Raw genomic sequence first — 19196 nt, forward strand, 5'->3', positions numbered from 1 at the left:
CCTCATCTGAAGGCTTGAGCAAAACAGAAATGGACTGCGCTCGCACAAGCACTTCAGAATCCCACTGCTTTAGCTGTGGGAGTGTCAAGCATACGTCCCGGAAGCGAGACGAGCCGTTAAAGAAGCGGCAAGGGCGCTTCGACATGTATTCTATACGCAAAAAACTCGCCCGTAAGGCGAGTTTTTTCATGCTTGCGACAAATAAGGGAAGCGACAACCTTCAGGGAAAAACTTCCCTTCGTTCATGCGAATCATCCATGGACCGTCGCTGGACGGACGTTGCTCGACACCATCCAAATCGGGCGTAAATTTAAAGACGATTTCGGTGATGCCTTCAAAAGAGAGGCGTGCGACGACGTCACGCATATCGACAGGACGCGGCGACAGCACGGCGTACAGAATTAAACGCGAGCGTTCGATTATATAAATGACATGGACGTCATCGAAACGATACACATCCTCGTCCATCCCTTGATAGTAATGAAACATCCAAATGTGCATATCGTCTGTCGTATAGAGGCGCGGTGAAAACGGGAGTGATTCCAGTTTGAAACGCCGCCACTGTTCGGCATCGACGTCGACGTGTTCGAGTGGAGAAGCCGATCCCGAGACGCGGACGAAAAACTCCGGTTCCGATTGTGCGGAGAAGCCTTGCTTCTCGTAAAACGGTTCAACGCTTTCGTTGCAAGCTAGAAAATAAGGCAACCCATCCGTGTCATGTTGCTTGAACAAGTGTTTAAAGATGCGGGTGGCGAGTCCTTGTCCTTGTCGGATCTCGTCTGTCATGACCGTTCCGATTTGATACGCTTCTCGCGCGGTTCCGTCCATCATCACTGTCATCCGGCTCATCCCGACGCTCGAGATGACATTCCGATAGAACGTCAATGAATAGCAGCGATAACGGTCAGTCCATTCGCCAGCTTTGTACCACTCGCGAAAATCGATGCCGAATGTCTCGTCGGCTAAGTAAAAAAACGAGTCGAGTTCTTTTTCCGAATATTCGAGGTTGGTGATTGGCTTTTTTGGCATACGGTTTGCTCCTTTTTTGAACTTCAATGTCTGTTCCTGTACATTAGAGACAGAGAGGGGTAATACAGATTATGAAACGATATGAAGCGATTTTATTCGATGTCGACGATACGTTGCTCGACTTTAAACAGAGCGAGCACGTCGCTTTGCAGCAGTTGCTCGCTGCGTACAACGTTCACATGACCGATGAACTGAAACAACAGTATGTGACGATTAATAACGAATTATGGCGCGCCTTCGAGCGCGGCGAGGTCGGACGGGAAGACGTCTTGATGGGACGCCACACGCAACTGTTCGACACGCTTGGTATCACAATCGATGCACATGAAGTTGAACAGCGCTATCGCGACCATCTTCACTCGGGTGTGCACATCATCGATGGGGCGCTCGAGCTCGTCCAAACGCTCAGCGAACAATATCCGCTCTACATCGTCACGAACGGCGTCACGGAGACGCAGTTCAAACGGCTCGAAGCCTCGGGACTGCTCCCTTATTTCCAAGACGTGTTCGTCTCGGACGCGACCGGGTCACAGAAGCCGATGAAACCGTTCTTCGACTACGTGTTCGACCGTGTGCCGCACGTCGCACCGGAACGCGGGCTCATCGTCGGCGACTCGGTCACGGCCGATATCGCCGGTGGACGCATGTACGGGCTCGATACGTGCTGGTACAATCCGCATGAGATTGCGGCGACGGTCGAAACGACGTATGAGATTCAAGACTTGAACGAGCTGACATCGATTCTGTCCGGCTCAGCGGTCGATAAAGTGGGGCGGCAGTGATTGGGGCAACGCGTGAAGCGTCTCCGGGAACAGTTTTAACTCGCGGAGCGTCTCGAGCGGCTGCCAACGATAGATGAGGTGATCCCCTTCCGGGCCATGGAAGTCTCCATGTTGGAGCGGGAGGTCGCCCGATACATAAAAGTACATCCCGATTTCATGCACGGTCCGCTCGAGGTACGTGAAGAAATTTTCGGACACGAATGCGAACGTCGTTCCGGTCACTGCGGCTTCGAGTTCTTCCTGTAACTCTCGTGTCAAGGCGAGCTCGGCTTCTTCGCCGATGCCGACACGACCGCCCGGCAACGCCCAAAAGTCATCGTTCACGTTCCGGTGGACGAGCAGATGACCGTCTTGGACCCAAATGCCGGCGACCCGGTAATTGAACGTGCCTTGTTCGGTCGGAAATACGATATCCATGTTTCATCACTCCATTCCTATAGCTATAACGAGTATACGCCAAGGAGGCCGATTATGTTTCAATCACATGCCACATACGTTGGAGACGATTTTCGGGACGAGACGCTCCGTGACGTTCAACTCACGCAGACGACGTTCGAGAACTGTCGTTTTACCTATATTGATGCGACCGAGTTCGAGACCGAGCAGTGCCGCTTCATCAACTGTGACTTCACCGATTCAAAATGGAACGCCTCACGTCATAACGAGAGTTCGTTCTTAAACTGCACGTTCACCGGGGCAAACCTGTTCTTGTCGGAGTTCGACGAGTGCAAGATGACAGGTTCGTCATTCGAGTCATGCACGTTCGAAGGGGTCGTCGTGCGTGAAGGGGATTGGTCGTTCGTCAATCTTCGGCACGCCCCACTCCGGAAGATGGACTGGTCCGGTGTCCGGTTGACCGAGGCCGATTTATACGGGGCTGATTTGAAAGAGACGGTGTGGACGAACGCCGTCTTGTCCCGTGCCGTCTTGCAACACGCCGACTGCACCGGTGCGGATTTTGTAGGAGCCGAGATGGACGGGGTCGATTTTTCAGACGTCAATATAAAACGAGCGACGATTGACGTGATGCAGGCCGTACAAGTCGCCCGCTCGCTCGGGGCGAACGTCGTATGATGAATGAACGTGTACTCGAACGGTTACGTGAGTTCGTGAGCCGAGACGACAACGTTCGTGTCTTCGTTTTGAACGGGTCGCTCGCCAACCCGGACGTGCAACGGGATTGCTATCAAGACGTCGATGTCACTTGTTTCGTCGAAGACGTGAACGCGTTCATCGAAGACCGCTCGTGGATGGGGCCGCTCGGGGACGTGTTGATTATGCAGACGCCGGATGAGGTGCCGGGCCACGCCGACTATGAACGCTTCGCCTTTCTCGTTCAGTTCGCCGCCGGCCATCGTGTCGATTTGACCGTCCGTCCGCTTGAGGCGGTCGCGGCCACGCTCGCCGCTGATTCGCTCAGTCTCGTCCTGATTGATAAAGACGACATCGCCGGTCAACCAGTCCCGTCTGATGACACGTACCGCATCAAACGACCGACGCGGTTCGATTATGAACAGTGTTGGAACGAATTTTGGTGGGTGTCGCTTTACGTCGTTAAAGGCATCAACCGGAAACAGTTGTTGTACGCGTATGACCATTTGACCATCATGCGGACGATGCTCCGGCAGATGCTCTCGTTCGAGGTCGGGTTTCAAACGGGCTTTACTGTGAACGTCGGGAAGTCTGGAGACGGCCTCAGCCAACACGTCTCCCGGGAGTGTTGGGAGGCGTATCTCGACACATATCCTGTCATCGAGACGACTTCGCTCGAGTCAGCCCATCGTCAGCTGATCGATTTGTTCGAACAGGTCAGTCGACGAGTGGCCGACCAGTCAGGGATTCCGTTTCAGGAAGCAGAAGCACGACGCATACGTGACGCCTATTCGACACTTTGGTGTCAGCGCGATTAACTTTTTACCGAGTCGGGAAACCCCCTTGTATAGAAGGGGGAATGACGCTTGAATCCGTATACGACGTTCATCGCGCTCCTAGTGGGGAGTTTACTTTTATTTGTCGGCATCCGGACGAAAAAATGGCCCATCATCGTCGTGGCCTTGTTTCCGCTCGGACTCGTCGCGTTTAACATGTATTTGCTCATTACCGGACGCTAGAAGACTGCCTGTCAGTCTTCTTTTTTGTAGATGGATTTCACAAAAAACACTGTCGGCAATAAGATGCCGATGACGGCTTCGATGAGCGCAAACCAGCGGGCCGGACCGACCGGTAGGATGTCCCCAAAGCCGATGGAAAGGAGAGTGACCCCGCTGAAGTAGAGGAGGTTCTGCCAATTCGGATCGACCGGGGTCATCGACTCGAGCGACGTGACGAGGATGACACCGTTTTGTGACAAGGCGTAATAGATGACGGCAAATCCGGCTAGGACGCCGCACAGACTGACGAATAAGTGACTGAAGAAGCGTCCGTCAAAGCCGGTCTGCCGATACGTCTTGTGCCGAAAGAAGGTATATACGTTCATGCCGACGAATAATACGGCAATCGTGAAGAGAATGGTATTCATGTTCGTCTCTCCTTTTTTAGAAGGTCTATAACTGTTGTACCCTGCCCAGACACTAGGAAACGGACCAATTTGACATCATGAACGAACCAACGACAAGGAGGTGTCCGTGTGCGGCGTTACTTATTGATCGTATTGTGTTCAACGATTATTTTAGGGGGTTGCGTGACAAAAACGCCATTCGATTTCGATGAGATTGAGACGTATAAAATCTTTTACAACGTGCCGACAGACGAGATTATCGCCGATATGTCCAGGTATGACCTCGTGATTATCGAACCGATTTGGTACACGACCGAACAAATCGAGGCGATTCAATCGAAGGGGACGAAAGTACTCGGCTATATCAACGTGATGGAGGCAGATACGTGGAACCGGGCGTTAATTGGACAAATGGAAGAGGATGATTTCTTTTATCGGGACGGGGAACGTATCTATTTTCAGAGATGGGACTCGTATTTGACGAATATCGCATCTGCCAACTTTCGAAAAATCTTGATTCGTGAAATCCAAAAACAAATCATCAATAAGCATATCGATGGCATCTTCTTGGATACGGTCGGTGACATCGATGACGTTCATCTCGACTATCCTACCGACTTAGCCGAACAGCTCGACGGTTTAGAAACGTTTCTAAAATCAATCCAAGGCACGTATCCGGGTGTCCCGATCGTTCAGAATTGGGGAATCGAGACGTTGGAGCGGACGACTGCCCCTTACGTCGACGGATTCATGTGGGAAGGGTTTAACTATACGGCCATCACATCAGATTCATGGTCGATGGAAAAAATTGAGCGATTAAACGCGTTGCGCGAAACGTACGACATTGCCGTATTGACCGTATCGGATACGGAAGAAAGTGCGAGTCGTGATTTGGCCGAAGCGAACGGTTACATCCATTATCATGAGCCGACCTATTATGACACATGGGATTTTTAGGGATTACTTAAGGTTACAGGAAGGAAGTGTGCGGGTATTTAATGTAAGGAACTAATATTTTTACCATAAAACAACATAAAACTCGAAGAGGAGGGGATTCTTATTTTTTACGCTCAAGACCGTCCATGGATCAAGTGGACCGAAATCCTTGTCGTGTTCGCCGTATTGATCGGCATCGACCTCGTGTTTAGCTTAGGGTCGATTCAAAACGATTTAAACTTGTTTTACGTTGCGGCGATTTTATTCGCCTTACGGTACGGGACAATCTTTGGTCTCATCAGTTTCGCTCTGTTGCTTGTCTATAAGGTCGTCTATACGGGTTTCGTCGGTGGCGACATCTTCCTATTGTTCTACGATACAAATTCACTTCTCACGTTATTCTATTACTTCGCCCTCACTGTCATCGTCGGATTGTTCAGCACGTCATTTCGTGAACGGTACGAGATCAGTCAGTTCCGCAACGAGGAACTGAAAGATGAAAACACGTACTTGAAAGAGACAGTCGACTTACTCAACACTTCTCAGACGACACTTCGTCAAAAGTTACTCCAATCGGAATATAGCCTCAACCAACTGTATGAATTGGCCGTCTCGCTTGATTTACCACATCCTGAATTGATTCGAAGCGAAACGATTCGCCTCTTGAAAAAATATTTTCTCGCAAGTGACGTTGCCATCTATCACGTCGACCGGTCGCAGAAGTCGATGCGTCTCCTTATTCGCCAAGCGGAGAAAAAAGAGTTCCCGCAAACGATTTTCCTCGACGAGGCATCGGGCATGTTTAAACGTTTTTTCCAAGTCCAAGAGACGACGCTACGCCAACTCGATGATGAAGACTCGGACCCGATGTTGCTCGCGCCGATCACGATTGATGGACAGACGCGTGAAGTCGTCGTCATCATACGTTTACCGCTCCGTAAGTTGACGACCGATGATTTGCACGTCTTGAACATCCTCTTCTCCTGGATCGGGACGCGTATTGAGAACGCGCAGACGCTCATTCGAAAAGAACAGCATGCTTTGCTCTATCCGGGGACGTCGTTCTATAAAAAAGATGCGTTCACTGAGCTCGTTGCGTTGCAAGAGCAAAAGAAACTGCATCACGGCCAACCTTACATCGTACTCGAATATGCGCTTGGCTATGAGCCGGTGTCCCTCGAAAGCATCGAGGCCATCGTCCATTCGTACTTGCGGGAAATCGATGTCGTCGGCTACGACAAAGATGACAACAAGCTGATGCTCTTACTGCCGGGGACGAGCGAAGAACACCGGCAACGGATTTATGACCGGATTGAAGGCATCTTGATTCAGAAAGGGGTGTGAGTATGGCAACGATTAGTAGCACCGTTTGGATTTTCCTCTATGTCATTCATGCCATCCTCGCCCTCGCCTTGCTCATTGTGTTGAAGCGGAGAATGAAAGCCCCAGATTACGGGGTCGCAGTGACAGCCCTTTGCTTCGGGCTGTTTTTACCTTTCATCGCCGAGCTTGCCGTCTATGCTGTCTATCGACTCGCCGAACGGTTCGGTCGCAGTGGCTTGATTGAAGACTACGATGAATATATCGACTTCAAGGTCGTCAACTATGAAAAGATTCGTCACGAGGCGAAATCGAGTGCGAGCTTGCTCCCGTTGACCGATGCCATCAACTCAAAAGACCCGGCGATTCGGAAACATTCGATTTTGACGCACGTGAATAACTCGATTGACCAACAAGGGAAGTACTTGCAGATGGGTCTGCAGAGTAAGGACAGTGAAACGGTCCATTATGCAGCGGCAACGATGAACATTTTGGTCGATCAATACGAACAAGAATTGAAGCAGGCGAAACGTGACTACGACCTTGGGAATCCGGCATCGATTCGCCGGCTCGCCACCATCTATAAACGGATGATCCACAGTGAACTGATTACGACGGTCATGCTGACCGACAAGCGGGAAGCCTGGTTGAAGGAGTTGTTGATTGCCAAAACGCTCTTTCCGCCGACGGCTTGGATATATGAAGATTTGAATGAAATTTATCGTGATGCGAAACGACCGAAAGAGCAACTTGCTATCTTGAAAGAGTATGTGCATCACTTCCCGGAACGCATCGAGGCCCATCTCATGCTCATCGATTTCTATTATGAGCGGGAACGTTGGGCCGAGGTGAAAGCGGTCATGTTTATGATGCAAACCCAATTCTCGCTCGAGGACGTGCCGTACGAGTATCGGCTGCTATTTGAAGAATGGAGTGACACGACATCATGGAAAAACGAACTGTAATCTCATTCTCGCTCTTCATCGTCTTATTTCTCGTCATCGTCGGCGCGATTCAATACTTACGGATCCACTCGTTGCACACGCTGTTGCCGGGTATCGCAGAGCAGCGAATCGAGATTGACCAGATTCAAGGCGGAGAAACGGCTCAGACCGGCCAACATCGCCTTCAAGTCTATCTTGTCCGTGACGAAGAAGAATTGGCCGTTCAGACGGCTGAAAATATCCTATATGGGCTTCGCTATGCGAAAATCGACGTCCAAGAAATCACACCGGAACAAGTCGGGACGGTGACGCCCTCGCCATATACGATTCTCATCTTCACGGGAGAACGGACGACACGTTGGCCGCTCATCGAGATGAAACAATTTGTAAAGCAAGGCGGCAACCTCATCTTTGGCAACCGGTTTAAAGATGCTGCCTTCAATGAGCTGACAGGGATTGAAGAGATTGGGGAGTTTGTGCCGGACGTGTACGGCTTGAATTTCGAGGAAGTGATTTTCCCAGGCTACGTCGACTTGAATCCACCGGAAGATCTGTTCGTCCACAGTGTCGTCGATTTTGCCATCGCAGACGACGCAAACGTCTTACTGTCGGCAGAAAGGTTCCCTATCCTTTGGGAATATGCGGTCGGCGATGGGAACGTGCTCTATTGGAACACGACCATCACTAATCAAAAGATGACGCGTGGCCTGTTCGTCCAAACGCTCGGCACGTTGCCACCGGCGTTCGTCTCCGCACAGGCTGCCATCAAGCTCATGTATATCGATGACTTTCCGGCCCCGATTATGAGCGGGAAGATGAAAGACGTCTCGACGACGCCGCTCGACAAATCGGTCAAAGACTTCTTTGCTGAAGATTGGTGGGAAGACATGCTCCGAATGGGCGAAGAAGACGACTTGATTTACACCGGTGCGATGATTGGCACGTACGAGGAAGAAATGGAACTCGTCGATGAAGAGTTGATTAGACGAGGCGAATTCCCGATGCTGTTTTTCGGTCGTAAGTTATTGGCAAGCGGTGGAGAAATCGGTTTACATGGCTATAACCATCAATCCCTCGTCACGGCTGATGAGCCGATTGACCCGACGTATGGCTATATCCCGTGGAAAGATAAAGACGAGATGAAGCGGTCGCTTCTTCAAGCCGAGTCCGTGTTCGCGAACTATTTCCCGGCTGAGACGCTCAAATCGTACGTCCCACCGTCGAACGCCTTGAATCGGACCGGCGTCGATGCGATCGCTGAAGCGTTACCTGAACTGCGCACAATCGCGTCGCTTTATACCGGGGAACCAGAGAACGGGGATTTCGTGCAAGAGTTCGAGTTCGATGAGACACACCCTCACGTCTACCACTTTCCACGTGTATCGAGCGATTACGGGGAAGAGCGCGGTTCGATTTTCCAGATGGTCGACGCGATTGCCAATTTTGGCGTCTTCTCGCACTTCATTCACCCAGATGACGTTATCGACCCCGACCGGGCACTTGGACGTGACTGGGACACGATGTTCGCCAGTCTGAAAAAAATCAATGACGACGTGAATACAAACTATCCGCACCTGCAGTCGTATACCCAGCATTACGCGACGGAAAAGCTCATCACCTACCAAGCGGCGGACGTGAACATCTCGTTTGATGACGGGACTGTCTACTTGTCAGGCGAAGGGCTCGTCAATCCGTCGCATTTCACGGTCCGGCTCAAGTCCGGACAATCGCTTGAGACAGGTACGTTCGACTTTGGGACGGTCGAACAAATGGAAGCGGATCGCCCGCTCTACTTGGTCACATTGACGGCGGCGAACGCTCAGATTGCCATCGAAGGAGGCACACCATGAAGATTGGACTCGTGTTAGAAGGGAGTTATCCGTACGTGAGCGGAGGGGTGTCGAGTTGGACCCAGACGCTGATTGAAGAGATGCCGGATGTGGAGTTTCAAATCATCTCCATCCAACCGACCGTGAAGCGTCCCGAGGACATGAAGTATGTGTTGCCGGAAAATGTGTCTGGAATCACGCATCTCTATTTGAACGAGTCCGGTGTGAAGGGGAAAGGACGGATGAAACTCGCGCCTGAGGAAGAGCGGAAGCTGTCGGATTGGCTGATGTTGAAGAGTCCGAATCGACAAGCGCTCGGGATTATCGGGACGCGAGTCCCCTCGAGTGAGGCGTTTTTCGCCAGTGAGTTTTTCTGGCACAACGTCAAGACCGCCTATTCTGAAGAGATGAACGGTGGATCTTTCATCGACTACTTTTGGATGTGGCAAAGCATGTACATGCCGGTGCTTCGCGTGTTGCATCAGCCGCTCCCCGACGTCGATCTCGTCCATTCCGTGTCGACCGGTTACGCCGGGATGGTCGCCTCCTATATGAAAGAGACACAAGGCATCCCGTTCATATTAACCGAGCATGGCATTTATTCCCGTGAGCGCGAAGAAGAGATTCTTCAGTCCTACTGGATTCCGGCTCCGTACAAGCCGCGCTGGGTCCGTTTCTTCCACCACTTGTCACGCGAGGCTTACAATGCGGCCGATGAGATTATTACGCTGTTTGAACGGAATCGTGAATATCAGGAATGGATTGGGGCACCGAGCGAAAAGACGAAGATTATCGCCAACGGCATCGCCGATCGCCACATCCGTCCGGTCATCGAGCCGGTCGAGCACGACGTGTTTCAAATCGGGGCCATCGTCCGTGTCGTACCGATTAAAGATTTAAAGACGATGATTTATGGGGCGAAGATTTTACAAGAACGGCGCCGTCTCTTTAAACTGACGATTATGGGCCCGCTCGATGAGGACGAAGAATATGCCGAGGAATGTCGGTTGTTGATTGAACAGAGCGGTCTGACGGATTATGTCGAACTTGTCGGGAAAGTGAATGTGCAGGAATGGTTACCGACGTTCGATTTGTTGCTACTGACGAGCATCTCGGAAGGGCAGCCGCTAGCCGTCCTAGAAGGGATGGCTGCCGGTATTCCATGGGTGGCGACGGACGTCGGTGCCTGTTCGGAACTTTTATACGGTCGCTCGGACGACCCGTTCGGTCCAGCCGGGTTCATCGTGCCGCCTGTCCACCCGGAAGCACTCGCCGATAAAATCGAGTGGATGATAGATTATCCGCGTGAACGGATGCGCTTCGGCAAGAACGGCCGCGAACGCGTCCGTCAATATTATCGGTTGCAACAGTTCGTCGACCGGTACAAAGCAATCTATGAAGCGAGGAGGGAACAGTATGGCGGGCATCGGGTTTAAGTTACAGAAGTTGTTTCAAGAAGACTACTATTCATCCCGACTGAAGGCGTACACGTTCTCCGGTCTCGTCACCTCAGGACCTTGGCTCATCGTCATTTTGGTCGTCGGGACGATTCAATGGCTGGCGTTTCAAATGCCGATGCTCTCACTCGAGGAACGGACGCTGTTTATGTTGTCGGTATCTTATGCGTTCATCTTCTCGCAAATCTTGTTCAGTTTCCAACAGCTCGTCGTCACGCGCTACGTCGCCGATTTGTTTTACGAGAAGAAAGCACACGATATTTTTCCCGTCTTTACCGGAATGCTGAAAGTGACGATGCTCGCAGCAATCATCATGTACAGCATCTTTTGGATGATTTCACCGCTCGATTTTTTGTATAAGCTCGTCTTGTTCGTCTTGTTCATGACGATTAACGTCATTTGGGTCATGTTCTTATTTTTGAGCGCTGCCAAGTTTTATCAGGCGATCGCGTACAGCTTTTTACTCGGCGGTTTTATCGCGATTGGCGGTGTGTTCTTGATTAGCCGCATCCTAGTGGACCCGACGAGCTTGGAGCTGTTGCTCGGCTTCACGGTCGGGATGCTCGTCACGCTGTTCGGCTTATTCTTTGCGATGCTACGGACGTTCCCGCTCCGCTATGCGACGAACGAGTTTTCCTATTTCCGCTATTTTGATCTCTACCCCGATTTGTTCGCCATCGGCGTCTTGTACGTTCTTGGCATTTGGGTGACGAACTTCATCATTTGGTTCGGGGAGGGGCGGACCGTCGTCGCGGAATCGTTCGTGTTCAACCCGTACTATGACACGGCCGTATTCTGGTCTTACTTGACGATTGTCCCGACCCAACTCTTGTTCGTCGTCGCCGTCGAGACACGCTTTTATGAACGGTATCGCACGTTCTACGGCCTCATCAACTACGGGGGCGCTTTGCATCAAATCGATAAGGCGAAACAGACGATGACGACCGTCCTGAAGAACGAATTGATTCGTCTCGGACGAAGCCAAGGGGTCGTCACGTTGTTCGCCATTCTCATGGCGGGTGTGTTCGTCGGCTGGATTGGCGTACCGGAAGAAGTCGGTCAAATCTTTCGGATGACGACGCTCGCCGCTTTCGCGAACGCGATGATTCTCGTCTTGACGCTACTCCTTCTCTATTTTGAGGACCGGCGCGGGGCACTATTCGTTAACTTGTCATTTTTCACAGGCAACGCACTCTTCACCCTGGCGCTGCTACCGCTCGGCATCGATTGGTACGGCGTCGGGTTTGCCGTCAGTACGACCATCACGTTCTTTATCGCCGGTTTGCGCTTGATGTATTTCATGGGAAAAGTCGACTATTACGTGTTCGCGTCCTCGAATCGACGCAAGCTCGGAATCGAGCGCTTCTCACAGATGGGAACGGCATTGAATCGTCGCTTCTCGCGTTGAAGGGTTCCTATTTCAGCGAAAGATTGATATGATGTGTCCGAAGACGACCGAATTTCATAATGTTTGCCACTAGGGGAGTCGCATGACGCGGCTGAGATGGACGAGGTCCAGACCCTTTGAACCTGATCTAGTTCACGCTAGCGGAGGGAAGTGGGCGAAACGACTTTTCTCACGCTATATGTCCGACGCCGCTTCCGTTATGGGAGGCGGCGTTTTTTCATACAAAAGGAGGAGTTCATCATGACGTTCACCCAACACATCCGACAAGAAGCGGATACTTTGTTCCAAGCGAGTTTTGACCACCCGTTCGTCCGATCACTCGGCGAAGGGACGCTCGACGAGGCGAAGTTTCGCCACTATGTTCTGCAAGACTCATACTATCTGAACCAATTTTCGAAAGTGCAGGCGAGAGGGGCAATCGTGGCGCAAGATATGGAACTGTCGAGCCGTTTTTTGACACACGCGCTCCACACGATCGAGGCGGAACACGCGTTACATCGTGAGTTCTTCACGATGCTTGATGTGACCGAGGAAGAGCGACGTATGTTCGAGCCGGCGCCGACCGCATATGCGTACGCGATGCACATGCAACAAGCCGGACCGACGCTCGGGGACGTACTCGCAGCGATTTTACCGTGCTACTGGGTATACTACGAGATTGGCGAACGATTGAAAGATGCAAAGCCGGAGCATCCGATCTATACGGCTTGGATTGCGACGTATGGGTCGGAATGGTTCCGCGAACTCGTCGAAGAACAGATTGAACGACTCAATCTGTTGGCCGAGCAAGCGACAGAAGCCGAACGCAAACGTTACCGTCAGTTGTTCTTGAAGAGCTGTTATTACGAAGTGGCGTTTTGGCAGATGGCCTGGACGCTCGAGACGTGGGACGTTCCGGTGGAGGTGAGCCGATGAAGCGTGATTTGTGGGATAAGGTACGGGCCGAGCGGCCGCTCATCCATAACGTTACGAACATCGTCGTCGCCAACTTCTCGGCGAACGGATTGCTCGCGATCGGTGCGTCACCGGTCATGGCGTCCGCTGTCGAGGAAGTAGCGGAAATGGCGACGGTGAGCGATGCGCTCGTGTTGAATATCGGCACGCTCGATGCGACGACGGAAAGGACGATGATTCGAGCGGGACAAGCGGCGAACGCTGCAGGACGTCCTATCGTCTTCGATCCGGTCGGTGTCGGTGCGACGGCGTTTCGACGTCAAGTGGCGACTGCAATCCTCGAGCAGGTTCAGGTGACGGTTATCCGGGGGAACGCCGGTGAGATGGCGACATTGATTGACCGGACGGCGCACGCGCGCGGGGTCGACGCGGGAGAAGCGTTGCAAGACGTGACAGACGTCGCGCGCGAGGCGGCCAAACGGTATCGCTGTGTCGTCGCGATGACCGGAGAGACGGATGTCGTCAGCGACGGGGACGTGACGATTGAAATCAAAGGAGGAACCGAAACGATGACGCGGACGACCGGGACCGGCTGTCTGCTCAGCGCGGTCGTCGGCGCGTTTCTTGCGGTTGAGGCTGACGCGATGACCGCGACATCGACGGCGCTCGCCGGATACGCCCGTTGCGGGGAACTCGCGACCGCACGTGCCGAGGGATCGGGCGATTTCCCAATTCATTTCTTGAACGAGCTTGGGAAGATGACCGCGGTCGAACTGCCGAGCGACCGGATTGAGGTGGTGTCATGAAGCGCGCACAAGTGTTGACGATTGCCGGATCTGATTCGGGCGGCGGCGCCGGCATTCAAGCCGATTTGAAGACGTTTCAAGAGCTCGGTGTATTCGGGACGAGCGTCTTGACGGCAGTCACGGCGCAAAACACACGTGGTGTGCATGGCGTCGAAGCGGTATCGGCTGAATTGCTCGCGCAACAACTCGATGCGATCGGCTCCGATTTTTCAATCGAGGCGTGCAAGACCGGGATGTTGTTCGATGCGAGTCGAATCGAGACCGTCGCTTCCGGCGTGAAGCGGCATGCGTTCAAACAGCTCGTCGTCGACCCGGTCATGATCGCAAAAGGGGGGGCGTCTTTGCTTCAAGACACGGCTGTCGAGGCGCTCAAGACGGCGTTGTTGCCGCTCGCGACCGTCGTCACGCCGAACGTGCCGGAAGCAGAAGTGTTGACGGGTTTGACGATTCGCTCATTCCAAGACCGTCTTGAAGCGGCGGAACGAATCTTGGCGCTCGGTGCGAAGGCCGTCGTCTTAAAAGGCGGTCATCTCGAGGGTGAACGTGCCGAAGATCTCGTCTTGACGGCGTCAGAGGCCTTCCTCGTCTCGGCACCGCGTATCGACACGCTTGACACGCACGGCACTGGCTGTACGTTCTCGGCGGCGCTCACGGCCGAGCTCGCCAAAGGCCGTCCGATGATTGAGGCAACCGTGACGGCAAAGCGGTTCATCCAAAGCGCCATCACGTATGGACTCGAGATCGGAACCGGGCACGGACCGACGAACCATTGGGCGTACGGGATGCACGGAGAGGAGGGTGTCACGCTTGAAACGATCACGACGAGCCGAGCTCGCTGAACAGCTAGAGCTGTACTTCATCTGTGGAACGACGAACACAAAAGACATCTTCCGGACGGTCGAGACGGCACTTCAATGTGGCGTCACATGTTTTCAATTTCGCGAAAAAGGAAATGAGGCACTGTATGGAGATCAAAAAGAAGCGGTGGCCCGGACGTTGCTTCGACTTTGTCGCGCGTACGGCGTCCCGTTTATCGTGAACGATGATGTCGAGCTGGCGATGAAGCTCGACGCGGACGGGGTCCATGTCGGGCAAGAAGATGCGTCGGCCCGTCGCGTCAGACAGATGATTGGGGCGGACAAATGGCTCGGTGTCTCCGTCCATTCGCTCGAAGAAGCGACGACGGCGATGGTGCATGCGGACTATGTCGGCATCGGCCCCATCTTTCCGACGGACTCAAAAGCGGACGCCGGGGAAGTGAACGGGACGACGCTCATCCGTCAAGTGCGGGCGGCGTACCGAGAGCTCCCGATTGTGGGGATTGGGGGCATTCGGCCTGAACATGTCGAGTTGATTCGACGTGACGGGGCCGACGGGGTCGCCATCATCTCGGCCATCGCTTCGGCGCCGGACGTGGCAGCAGCCACCCGACGTTTCAAGTGTCTCTGAATTCGATTCGAGGAGGAAGACAGATGAACGTATTTGTAATTGGTGCGAACGGACAGATTGGAAAACAGCTCGTCGAACGCTTACAGGAGGAAGGCAAGCATGAGGTGACGGCGATGGTACGGAAAGACGAACAACTCGAAGATTTTAAAAACAAAGGCTATCAAGCCGTACTCGGTGACCTTGAAGGCGACGTCGCGAACTTGGCAGACGCCATCGACGGTGCCGACGTCGTCGTATTCGCAGCAGGTTCTGGCGGACATACGGGTGCCGATAAGACGCTCTTGATCGATTTAGACGGGGCAGCGAAAAGTATCGAAGCTTCAAAACAACAAGGTGTGAAACAGTTCGTCATGGTGAGCGCGTTGAAGGCGGAAGACCGCTCGGCATGGCCGGATGAGATGAAACCGTATTACGTGGCGAAACATCACGCGGATCGTCTGCTCGAGGAGAGCGGATTGACATACACGATCGTTCGTCCAGGGGCGCTCACGGATGACGCCGGGACTGGGAAAGTGAAGACCGGGGACGTGTCGACCGGTGAAGTTCCACGCGCCGACGTGGCGGCTTTCCTCGCCCATGTGATTGGCCACGAAGCGGCCTATAACAAGTCAATCGACCTCGTAAAAGGCGATACGGCGATTGAAGAGACGTTATAACGAGATGACGAAAACGAGCGGACCTCAGTCCCGCTCGTTTTTTGTATGTGCGCATCGACTCGACAAAGGGAACGATGCATCCGATAGAGAAAGTAGAGACGTACCTGTCTTGAGAAAGGGGTCCATCCATGACCGCACTGTTTACGTATATGGTCGTTTATCTCTTACCGGCCTTCCTGCTCAGCCATCTCGCACTGGATGTGTTGCTTCGAAATCCGCGACAAGTCGAACATCGGCTGCTCAGTCTGTTCGTCTTCGGCTATGCGATGTTGTTCCTGGCAGAGTTCGGCCGTCATTTGTCACCGATTGAACTCAGTCCGGCCTTCGTGACGTATTGGTTCGGGAACGCCGGGATTTTAATTTTTGTGTGCTCGGTCCATTTTATCTTCAAAGTGACGGGTGTCGGAGCCAAGTTGCCGAAATGGCTCTACCCATATGTCCTTTATTTACCGCTCATCCCGGTCGCCTTGACGTTCATCCGTCAAGAGAACATCATCAACAGCCAACGGTTCGACCAAGTCGGAATTTGGATTTATCCTGAGTTCAACGCCTCGTATTTGATCACGATGACGATTGGGAACGTGTTCCATTTTCTCATCGTCCTTTTGCTCGTCTATGCGCTCAAACGGGCAGAGCGAACCGAGCACCAGCGCGTGCTACGCATGCTCATTTGGACGGCGCTCGCCGTCCTCGTCTGGGACGTCGTGTTCGGTTATTTCCAATTCCGCGGTGTCATGCCGCCGTACGGTTATATGTATGGAGGTCTCGTCTGGGCCGTCGCGCTCGTCGTGGCGATGAACCGCCTCGACTTCTTGGCCTCGTACGCGAAACGATATGGGACGCTCTACAATTTGAACCCGTCCGCGATTCTGCTCGTCGACGACAACGGGCGCATCGAGAGCGCCAACCCGGCCGCCCGGATGTTGTTCCATACGGTCCGGGTCGTCAACGAACGTTTCGTCGACTTGTTGCCGGAGAAAAAGCGGGAAGAGTGGTGTCATCATTACCGCCAGCACTTCCAAGCACAAAAGAAATTCCTCGAGTTCGAGACGAAGATTCAAACGAAGACGGGGCAAGAGCGTTATGTCGTCATCGATGGCGACTTCGTCTATATCGACCAAAAAGTTCACGGGATGATCCTCATCCGGGACGTGCACTCGTTCAAAGAGGCCGAACAGACGATTCGCTTTTTCGCGTATCACGACCCGCTCACGAAACTCGCCAACCGCCGCGCGTTTTATGAACAGGCCGACCAAGCGCTGCTTCAAGCGGACACACTTGCCCTCATCATCCTCGACCTTGATGGGTTTAAAGGGATCAACGACACGTACGGTCACCAAGTCGGTGACGAGTTTCTCATCCATCTCGGGACGTTGCTCGAATCGGTCACGCCGGAAAACGGTCTAGCTTCCCGGGTCGGCGGCGACGAGTTCTACATCTTCTTGACAGATGTGACAGAGCCTCGTCTCATCGATTTTGTCAGACGGCTGCAACGGACGCTCAGCGAGGAGTCGTTCTTGCTCGGACGGCAATCGATTCCGATTCGGGCGAGCATCGGCGTGAGCCTCTCTCCTGGGCAAGGGGTCGACCTCGATACGCTCATCCATAAAGCCGATCAGGCGATGTACCAAATCAAGCAAGACGGCAAGAACGACTACGCGATTTATGACGACGTGTTACACGGTCCGAAATAACGGGAACAGACTCACGATAACCCGTTACAAGGAGGAGATGGCATGTCAGAGAAACCGTTAGTGACGATGCGCACTGAAGGAGAATCGACCGGGGTGAAGACGACGGTACACGTCCGCGACTTGGCTCCGTTCATCGTCGATGAACCGGAGCGGCTCGGCGGCACCGACGCCGGACCGAACCCGCTCGAATATTTGCTTGGTGCGTTGTCGTCGTGCACGACGATTATGATCGCCTACGTCGCGCAGGACCAGAACTTCGATTATGATGGCGTGACGTTCGTGACCGAAGGGACGCTCGACCCGCGCGGCTTCCAAGGTGTCGAAGGAATACGGACATATTTTGAGAACGTACATGTCCATATCGTGCTCGAGACGGTCGAATCGGATGAGCGGATTGCGGAGCTTCAAAAAGGTGTCGAGGCGAGGTGTCCGATCCACAATTTGATGCACGCGGCCGATGTCGACATCACGGCGACGTGGACACGAAAGTAAAGACGGGGCCAGCCCGTCTTTTTTTTGTGGGCGAACCAGGAATCCTCCTCCGCGAACGCGAACAAAGAGACGCAAGGAGGAGGGCATACATGAACGTCCAACCGATGACAGAACAAAACGCCCGCGCGATTCAAGCGTGGACGTACGAGGCACCGTATGATTTCTATAATCAAACTCCGTCACAATCAGGACTCGAAGAACTGATGCATCATCAGGCTGTCCATGAAGCAGGTGAACTAATTGGCTTTTATTGCCTCGGTGTGTACGCTCAAGTCCCTAACGATACATACAAATACGATGATGTGCATCTTGACCTTGGTCTTGGCATGCGCCCAGATTTGACGGGACAGGGTCGAGGCCGTAACTTCCTCGAGCTGGTACTTTCTGAGGCGAAGCGGAGCGGGAAGCCCGTCCGCCTCACCGTCGCGTCGTTCAATGAGCGAGCGGTTCGACTGTACGAACGCGTCGGCTTCCGGCAAGTGGCATCGTTTCAAAAAGGGGCGACCGAGTTTCTCGTCATGGTCAACTAATTATCCGTATTGACGTTGATGCGCCTTTTTTCGCTTCAAATAGTCCTCATCGGCTCGGATTTGATCCCAGCGTTCTTTAAAGATACGGGCCGATTCGGCCTTCTCTTCATCAATGTCACGCTCGTGGATGTCACCGTCCGCCTTATATTTGCGTCCGCCTTTATAGTTGGCATAGCGACGTGCCCGCGTGTAACCCATCTGAATGAACTTACGGGCCATGTCCATGCCGACAAAGTCGTCATTGTTGCGATATGCTTCAAACAGCTCCATAATCTCATCCGCCGATTGCTTGGCGATGTCCGGCGTCTTGAAGCGCCAGTGTGGCAAAATCTCACTTTTATATGGCTCGACGAGGAGCACCCCTTGCTCCCCGCGGCCGACGCGATACAGTTCGGGTTGCTCCCGGAAGTCGATCGTGTCAAAGTCTAAATCATAATCAAACGGCATCGTCATCCCTCCTCTGTTCAATCCAT

General features: G+C 53.0%; 23 protein-coding genes and 1 riboswitch. Of the genes, 18 read left to right on the forward strand and 5 right to left on the reverse strand.

Translation table 11 applies throughout. From position 1 onward, the window contains the following. Together KNP76_RS12865 and KNP76_RS12870 are read right to left on the reverse strand one after the other, a co-directional pair. On the reverse strand, positions 1-190 hold a 190-nt coding region (locus KNP76_RS12865; protein WP_214844758.1), incomplete at its 3' end, for a hypothetical protein. Then, on the reverse strand, positions 187-1029 hold the full coding sequence (locus KNP76_RS12870) for a GNAT family N-acetyltransferase (RefSeq protein WP_051622663.1): 843 nt from the start codon (positions 1027-1029) through the stop codon (positions 187-189). The genes KNP76_RS12870 and KNP76_RS12865, both read right to left, overlap by 4 nt. Positions 1030-1100: 71 nt before the next feature. Between KNP76_RS12870 and KNP76_RS12875 the strand changes: the two genes are divergently transcribed. Next, positions 1101-1811 carry a YjjG family noncanonical pyrimidine nucleotidase gene (locus KNP76_RS12875; protein WP_214844759.1) on the forward strand — a complete coding sequence of 237 codons (711 nt, stop codon included), beginning with the start codon at positions 1101-1103 and terminating at the stop codon, positions 1809-1811. On the opposite strand, the gene KNP76_RS12880 is transcribed toward KNP76_RS12875, so the two are convergent. Continuing rightward, a complete protein-coding gene (locus tag KNP76_RS12880; protein WP_034816197.1) occupies positions 1782-2228 on the reverse strand; it encodes an NUDIX hydrolase in 447 nt (148 codons plus the stop codon). The genes KNP76_RS12875 and KNP76_RS12880 overlap by 30 nt on opposite strands. A gap of 54 nt (positions 2229-2282) precedes the next feature. Between KNP76_RS12880 and KNP76_RS12885 the strand changes: the two genes are divergently transcribed. The 3 genes from KNP76_RS12885 to KNP76_RS12895 are packed head-to-tail and all read left to right on the forward strand — an operon-like array spanning position 2283 to position 3922. Further along, a complete protein-coding gene (locus KNP76_RS12885; protein WP_214844760.1) occupies positions 2283-2885 on the forward strand; it encodes a pentapeptide repeat-containing protein in 603 nt (200 codons plus the stop codon). Continuing rightward, on the forward strand, positions 2885-3721 hold the full coding sequence (locus KNP76_RS12890; RefSeq protein WP_251137486.1) for an aminoglycoside 6-adenylyltransferase: 837 nt from the start codon (positions 2885-2887) through the stop codon (positions 3719-3721). The genes KNP76_RS12885 and KNP76_RS12890 overlap by 1 nt, the downstream gene beginning before the upstream one ends. Positions 3722-3769: 48 nt before the next feature. Next, positions 3770-3922 (forward strand): hypothetical protein, encoded by a 153-nt coding sequence (locus KNP76_RS12895; RefSeq protein ID WP_034807783.1) that lies wholly within the window; start codon positions 3770-3772, stop codon positions 3920-3922. Positions 3923-3933: 11 nt separating this feature from the next. Here KNP76_RS12895 and KNP76_RS12900 read toward each other — a convergent pair whose 3' ends face one another. Then, complete coding sequence (locus KNP76_RS12900) at positions 3934-4329, reverse strand: potassium channel family protein (protein ID WP_034816190.1); 396 nt, start codon at positions 4327-4329, stop codon at positions 3934-3936. Positions 4330-4437: 108 nt separating this feature from the next. Between KNP76_RS12900 and KNP76_RS12905 the strand changes: the two genes are divergently transcribed. From KNP76_RS12905 to KNP76_RS12970, 14 genes are all read left to right on the forward strand, one after another. Continuing rightward, the gene (locus KNP76_RS12905; RefSeq protein ID WP_371816248.1) at positions 4438-5265 is read left to right on the forward strand and encodes a glycoside hydrolase family 191 protein; all 828 of its coding nucleotides are present in this window, start codon (positions 4438-4440) and stop codon (positions 5263-5265) included. A gap of 153 nt (positions 5266-5418) precedes the next feature. Then, entirely contained in the window at positions 5419-6588 is a 1170-nt protein-coding gene (locus KNP76_RS16075; protein WP_214844762.1) for a GAF domain-containing protein, read from the forward strand. A 2-nt stretch (positions 6589-6590) separates the two neighbouring features. Next, complete coding sequence (locus KNP76_RS12915; RefSeq protein ID WP_034807776.1) at positions 6591-7529, forward strand: tetratricopeptide repeat protein; 939 nt, start codon at positions 6591-6593, stop codon at positions 7527-7529. Then, positions 7511-9358 (forward strand): DUF2194 domain-containing protein, encoded by a 1848-nt coding sequence (locus KNP76_RS12920; protein ID WP_034807774.1) that lies wholly within the window; start codon positions 7511-7513, stop codon positions 9356-9358. The genes KNP76_RS12915 and KNP76_RS12920 overlap by 19 nt, the downstream gene beginning before the upstream one ends. After that, entirely contained in the window at positions 9355-10773 is a 1419-nt protein-coding gene (gene pelF / locus KNP76_RS12925) for a GT4 family glycosyltransferase PelF (protein WP_214844763.1), read from the forward strand. The genes KNP76_RS12920 and pelF overlap by 4 nt, the downstream gene beginning before the upstream one ends. Beyond that, positions 10754-12202: an exopolysaccharide Pel transporter PelG gene (gene pelG / locus KNP76_RS12930; RefSeq protein WP_034816180.1), complete on the forward strand. Its 1449-nt coding sequence runs from the start codon at positions 10754-10756 to the stop codon at positions 12200-12202. The genes pelF and pelG overlap by 20 nt, the downstream gene beginning before the upstream one ends. Before the next feature lie 61 nt (positions 12203-12263). Further along, positions 12264-12368: riboswitch (TPP riboswitch) on the forward strand. A 74-nt stretch (positions 12369-12442) separates the two neighbouring features. Further along, on the forward strand, positions 12443-13117 hold the full coding sequence (gene tenA, locus KNP76_RS12935) for a thiaminase II (RefSeq protein WP_214844764.1): 675 nt from the start codon (positions 12443-12445) through the stop codon (positions 13115-13117). Then, complete coding sequence (gene thiM, locus KNP76_RS12940) at positions 13114-13902, forward strand: hydroxyethylthiazole kinase (protein ID WP_034807765.1); 789 nt, start codon at positions 13114-13116, stop codon at positions 13900-13902. The genes tenA and thiM overlap by 4 nt, the downstream gene beginning before the upstream one ends. After that, positions 13899-14741, forward strand: coding sequence for a bifunctional hydroxymethylpyrimidine kinase/phosphomethylpyrimidine kinase (thiD, locus tag KNP76_RS12945; RefSeq protein ID WP_214844765.1), 843 nt, complete (start codon positions 13899-13901; stop codon positions 14739-14741). The genes thiM and thiD overlap by 4 nt, the downstream gene beginning before the upstream one ends. Next, complete coding sequence (gene thiE, locus KNP76_RS12950) at positions 14710-15351, forward strand: thiamine phosphate synthase (RefSeq protein ID WP_251137487.1); 642 nt, start codon at positions 14710-14712, stop codon at positions 15349-15351. The genes thiD and thiE overlap by 32 nt, the downstream gene beginning before the upstream one ends. Before the next feature lie 23 nt (positions 15352-15374). Continuing rightward, complete coding sequence (locus tag KNP76_RS12955) at positions 15375-16007, forward strand: SDR family oxidoreductase (protein ID WP_214844767.1); 633 nt, start codon at positions 15375-15377, stop codon at positions 16005-16007. A 128-nt stretch (positions 16008-16135) separates the two neighbouring features. Beyond that, entirely contained in the window at positions 16136-17701 is a 1566-nt protein-coding gene (locus tag KNP76_RS12960; RefSeq protein ID WP_214844768.1) for a diguanylate cyclase domain-containing protein, read from the forward strand. A gap of 42 nt (positions 17702-17743) precedes the next feature. Beyond that, entirely contained in the window at positions 17744-18193 is a 450-nt protein-coding gene (locus KNP76_RS12965) for an OsmC family protein (protein ID WP_214844769.1), read from the forward strand. Positions 18194-18282: 89 nt separating this feature from the next. Then, complete coding sequence (locus KNP76_RS12970) at positions 18283-18723, forward strand: GNAT family N-acetyltransferase (protein WP_214844770.1); 441 nt, start codon at positions 18283-18285, stop codon at positions 18721-18723. Here the strand turns inward: KNP76_RS12970 and KNP76_RS12975 are convergent, their stop codons facing one another. Continuing rightward, positions 18724-19170 carry a DUF4385 domain-containing protein gene (locus tag KNP76_RS12975; protein ID WP_034816158.1) on the reverse strand — a complete coding sequence of 149 codons (447 nt, stop codon included), beginning with the start codon at positions 19168-19170 and terminating at the stop codon, positions 18724-18726. Positions 19171-19196 lie beyond the last annotated feature (26 nt).

Source organism: Exiguobacterium sp. s150 (assembly GCF_018618435.1).
GTDB lineage: Bacteria > Bacillota > Bacilli > Exiguobacteriales > Exiguobacteriaceae > Exiguobacterium > Exiguobacterium alkaliphilum.

Excerpts from the sequence above, each read along its gene's own strand:
- KNP76_RS12870 (WP_051622663.1), bottom strand. The coding sequence starts at position 1,029 with ATGCCAAAAAAGCCAATCACCAACCTCGAATATTCGGAAAAAGAACTC.
- KNP76_RS12875 (WP_214844759.1), top strand. The coding sequence starts at position 1,101 with ATGAAACGATATGAAGCGATTTTATTCGATGTCGACGATACGTTGCTC.
- KNP76_RS12880 (WP_034816197.1), bottom strand. The coding sequence starts at position 2,228 with ATGGATATCGTATTTCCGACCGAACAAGGCACGTTCAATTACCGGGTC.
- KNP76_RS12885 (WP_214844760.1), top strand. The coding sequence starts at position 2,283 with ATGTTTCAATCACATGCCACATACGTTGGAGACGATTTTCGGGACGAG.
- KNP76_RS12890 (WP_251137486.1), top strand. The coding sequence starts at position 2,885 with ATGAATGAACGTGTACTCGAACGGTTACGTGAGTTCGTGAGCCGAGAC.
- KNP76_RS12900 (WP_034816190.1), bottom strand. The coding sequence starts at position 4,329 with ATGAATACCATTCTCTTCACGATTGCCGTATTATTCGTCGGCATGAAC.
- KNP76_RS12915 (WP_034807776.1), top strand. The coding sequence starts at position 6,591 with ATGGCAACGATTAGTAGCACCGTTTGGATTTTCCTCTATGTCATTCAT.
- KNP76_RS12920 (WP_034807774.1), top strand. The coding sequence starts at position 7,511 with ATGGAAAAACGAACTGTAATCTCATTCTCGCTCTTCATCGTCTTATTT.
- pelF (WP_214844763.1), top strand. The coding sequence starts at position 9,355 with ATGAAGATTGGACTCGTGTTAGAAGGGAGTTATCCGTACGTGAGCGGA.
- pelG (WP_034816180.1), top strand. The coding sequence starts at position 10,754 with ATGGCGGGCATCGGGTTTAAGTTACAGAAGTTGTTTCAAGAAGACTAC.
- tenA (WP_214844764.1), top strand. The coding sequence starts at position 12,443 with ATGACGTTCACCCAACACATCCGACAAGAAGCGGATACTTTGTTCCAA.
- thiM (WP_034807765.1), top strand. The coding sequence starts at position 13,114 with ATGAAGCGTGATTTGTGGGATAAGGTACGGGCCGAGCGGCCGCTCATC.
- thiD (WP_214844765.1), top strand. The coding sequence starts at position 13,899 with ATGAAGCGCGCACAAGTGTTGACGATTGCCGGATCTGATTCGGGCGGC.
- KNP76_RS12955 (WP_214844767.1), top strand. The coding sequence starts at position 15,375 with ATGAACGTATTTGTAATTGGTGCGAACGGACAGATTGGAAAACAGCTC.
- KNP76_RS12960 (WP_214844768.1), top strand. The coding sequence starts at position 16,136 with ATGACCGCACTGTTTACGTATATGGTCGTTTATCTCTTACCGGCCTTC.
- KNP76_RS12965 (WP_214844769.1), top strand. The coding sequence starts at position 17,744 with ATGTCAGAGAAACCGTTAGTGACGATGCGCACTGAAGGAGAATCGACC.
- KNP76_RS12970 (WP_214844770.1), top strand. The coding sequence starts at position 18,283 with ATGAACGTCCAACCGATGACAGAACAAAACGCCCGCGCGATTCAAGCG.
- KNP76_RS12975 (WP_034816158.1), bottom strand. The coding sequence starts at position 19,170 with ATGCCGTTTGATTATGATTTAGACTTTGACACGATCGACTTCCGGGAG.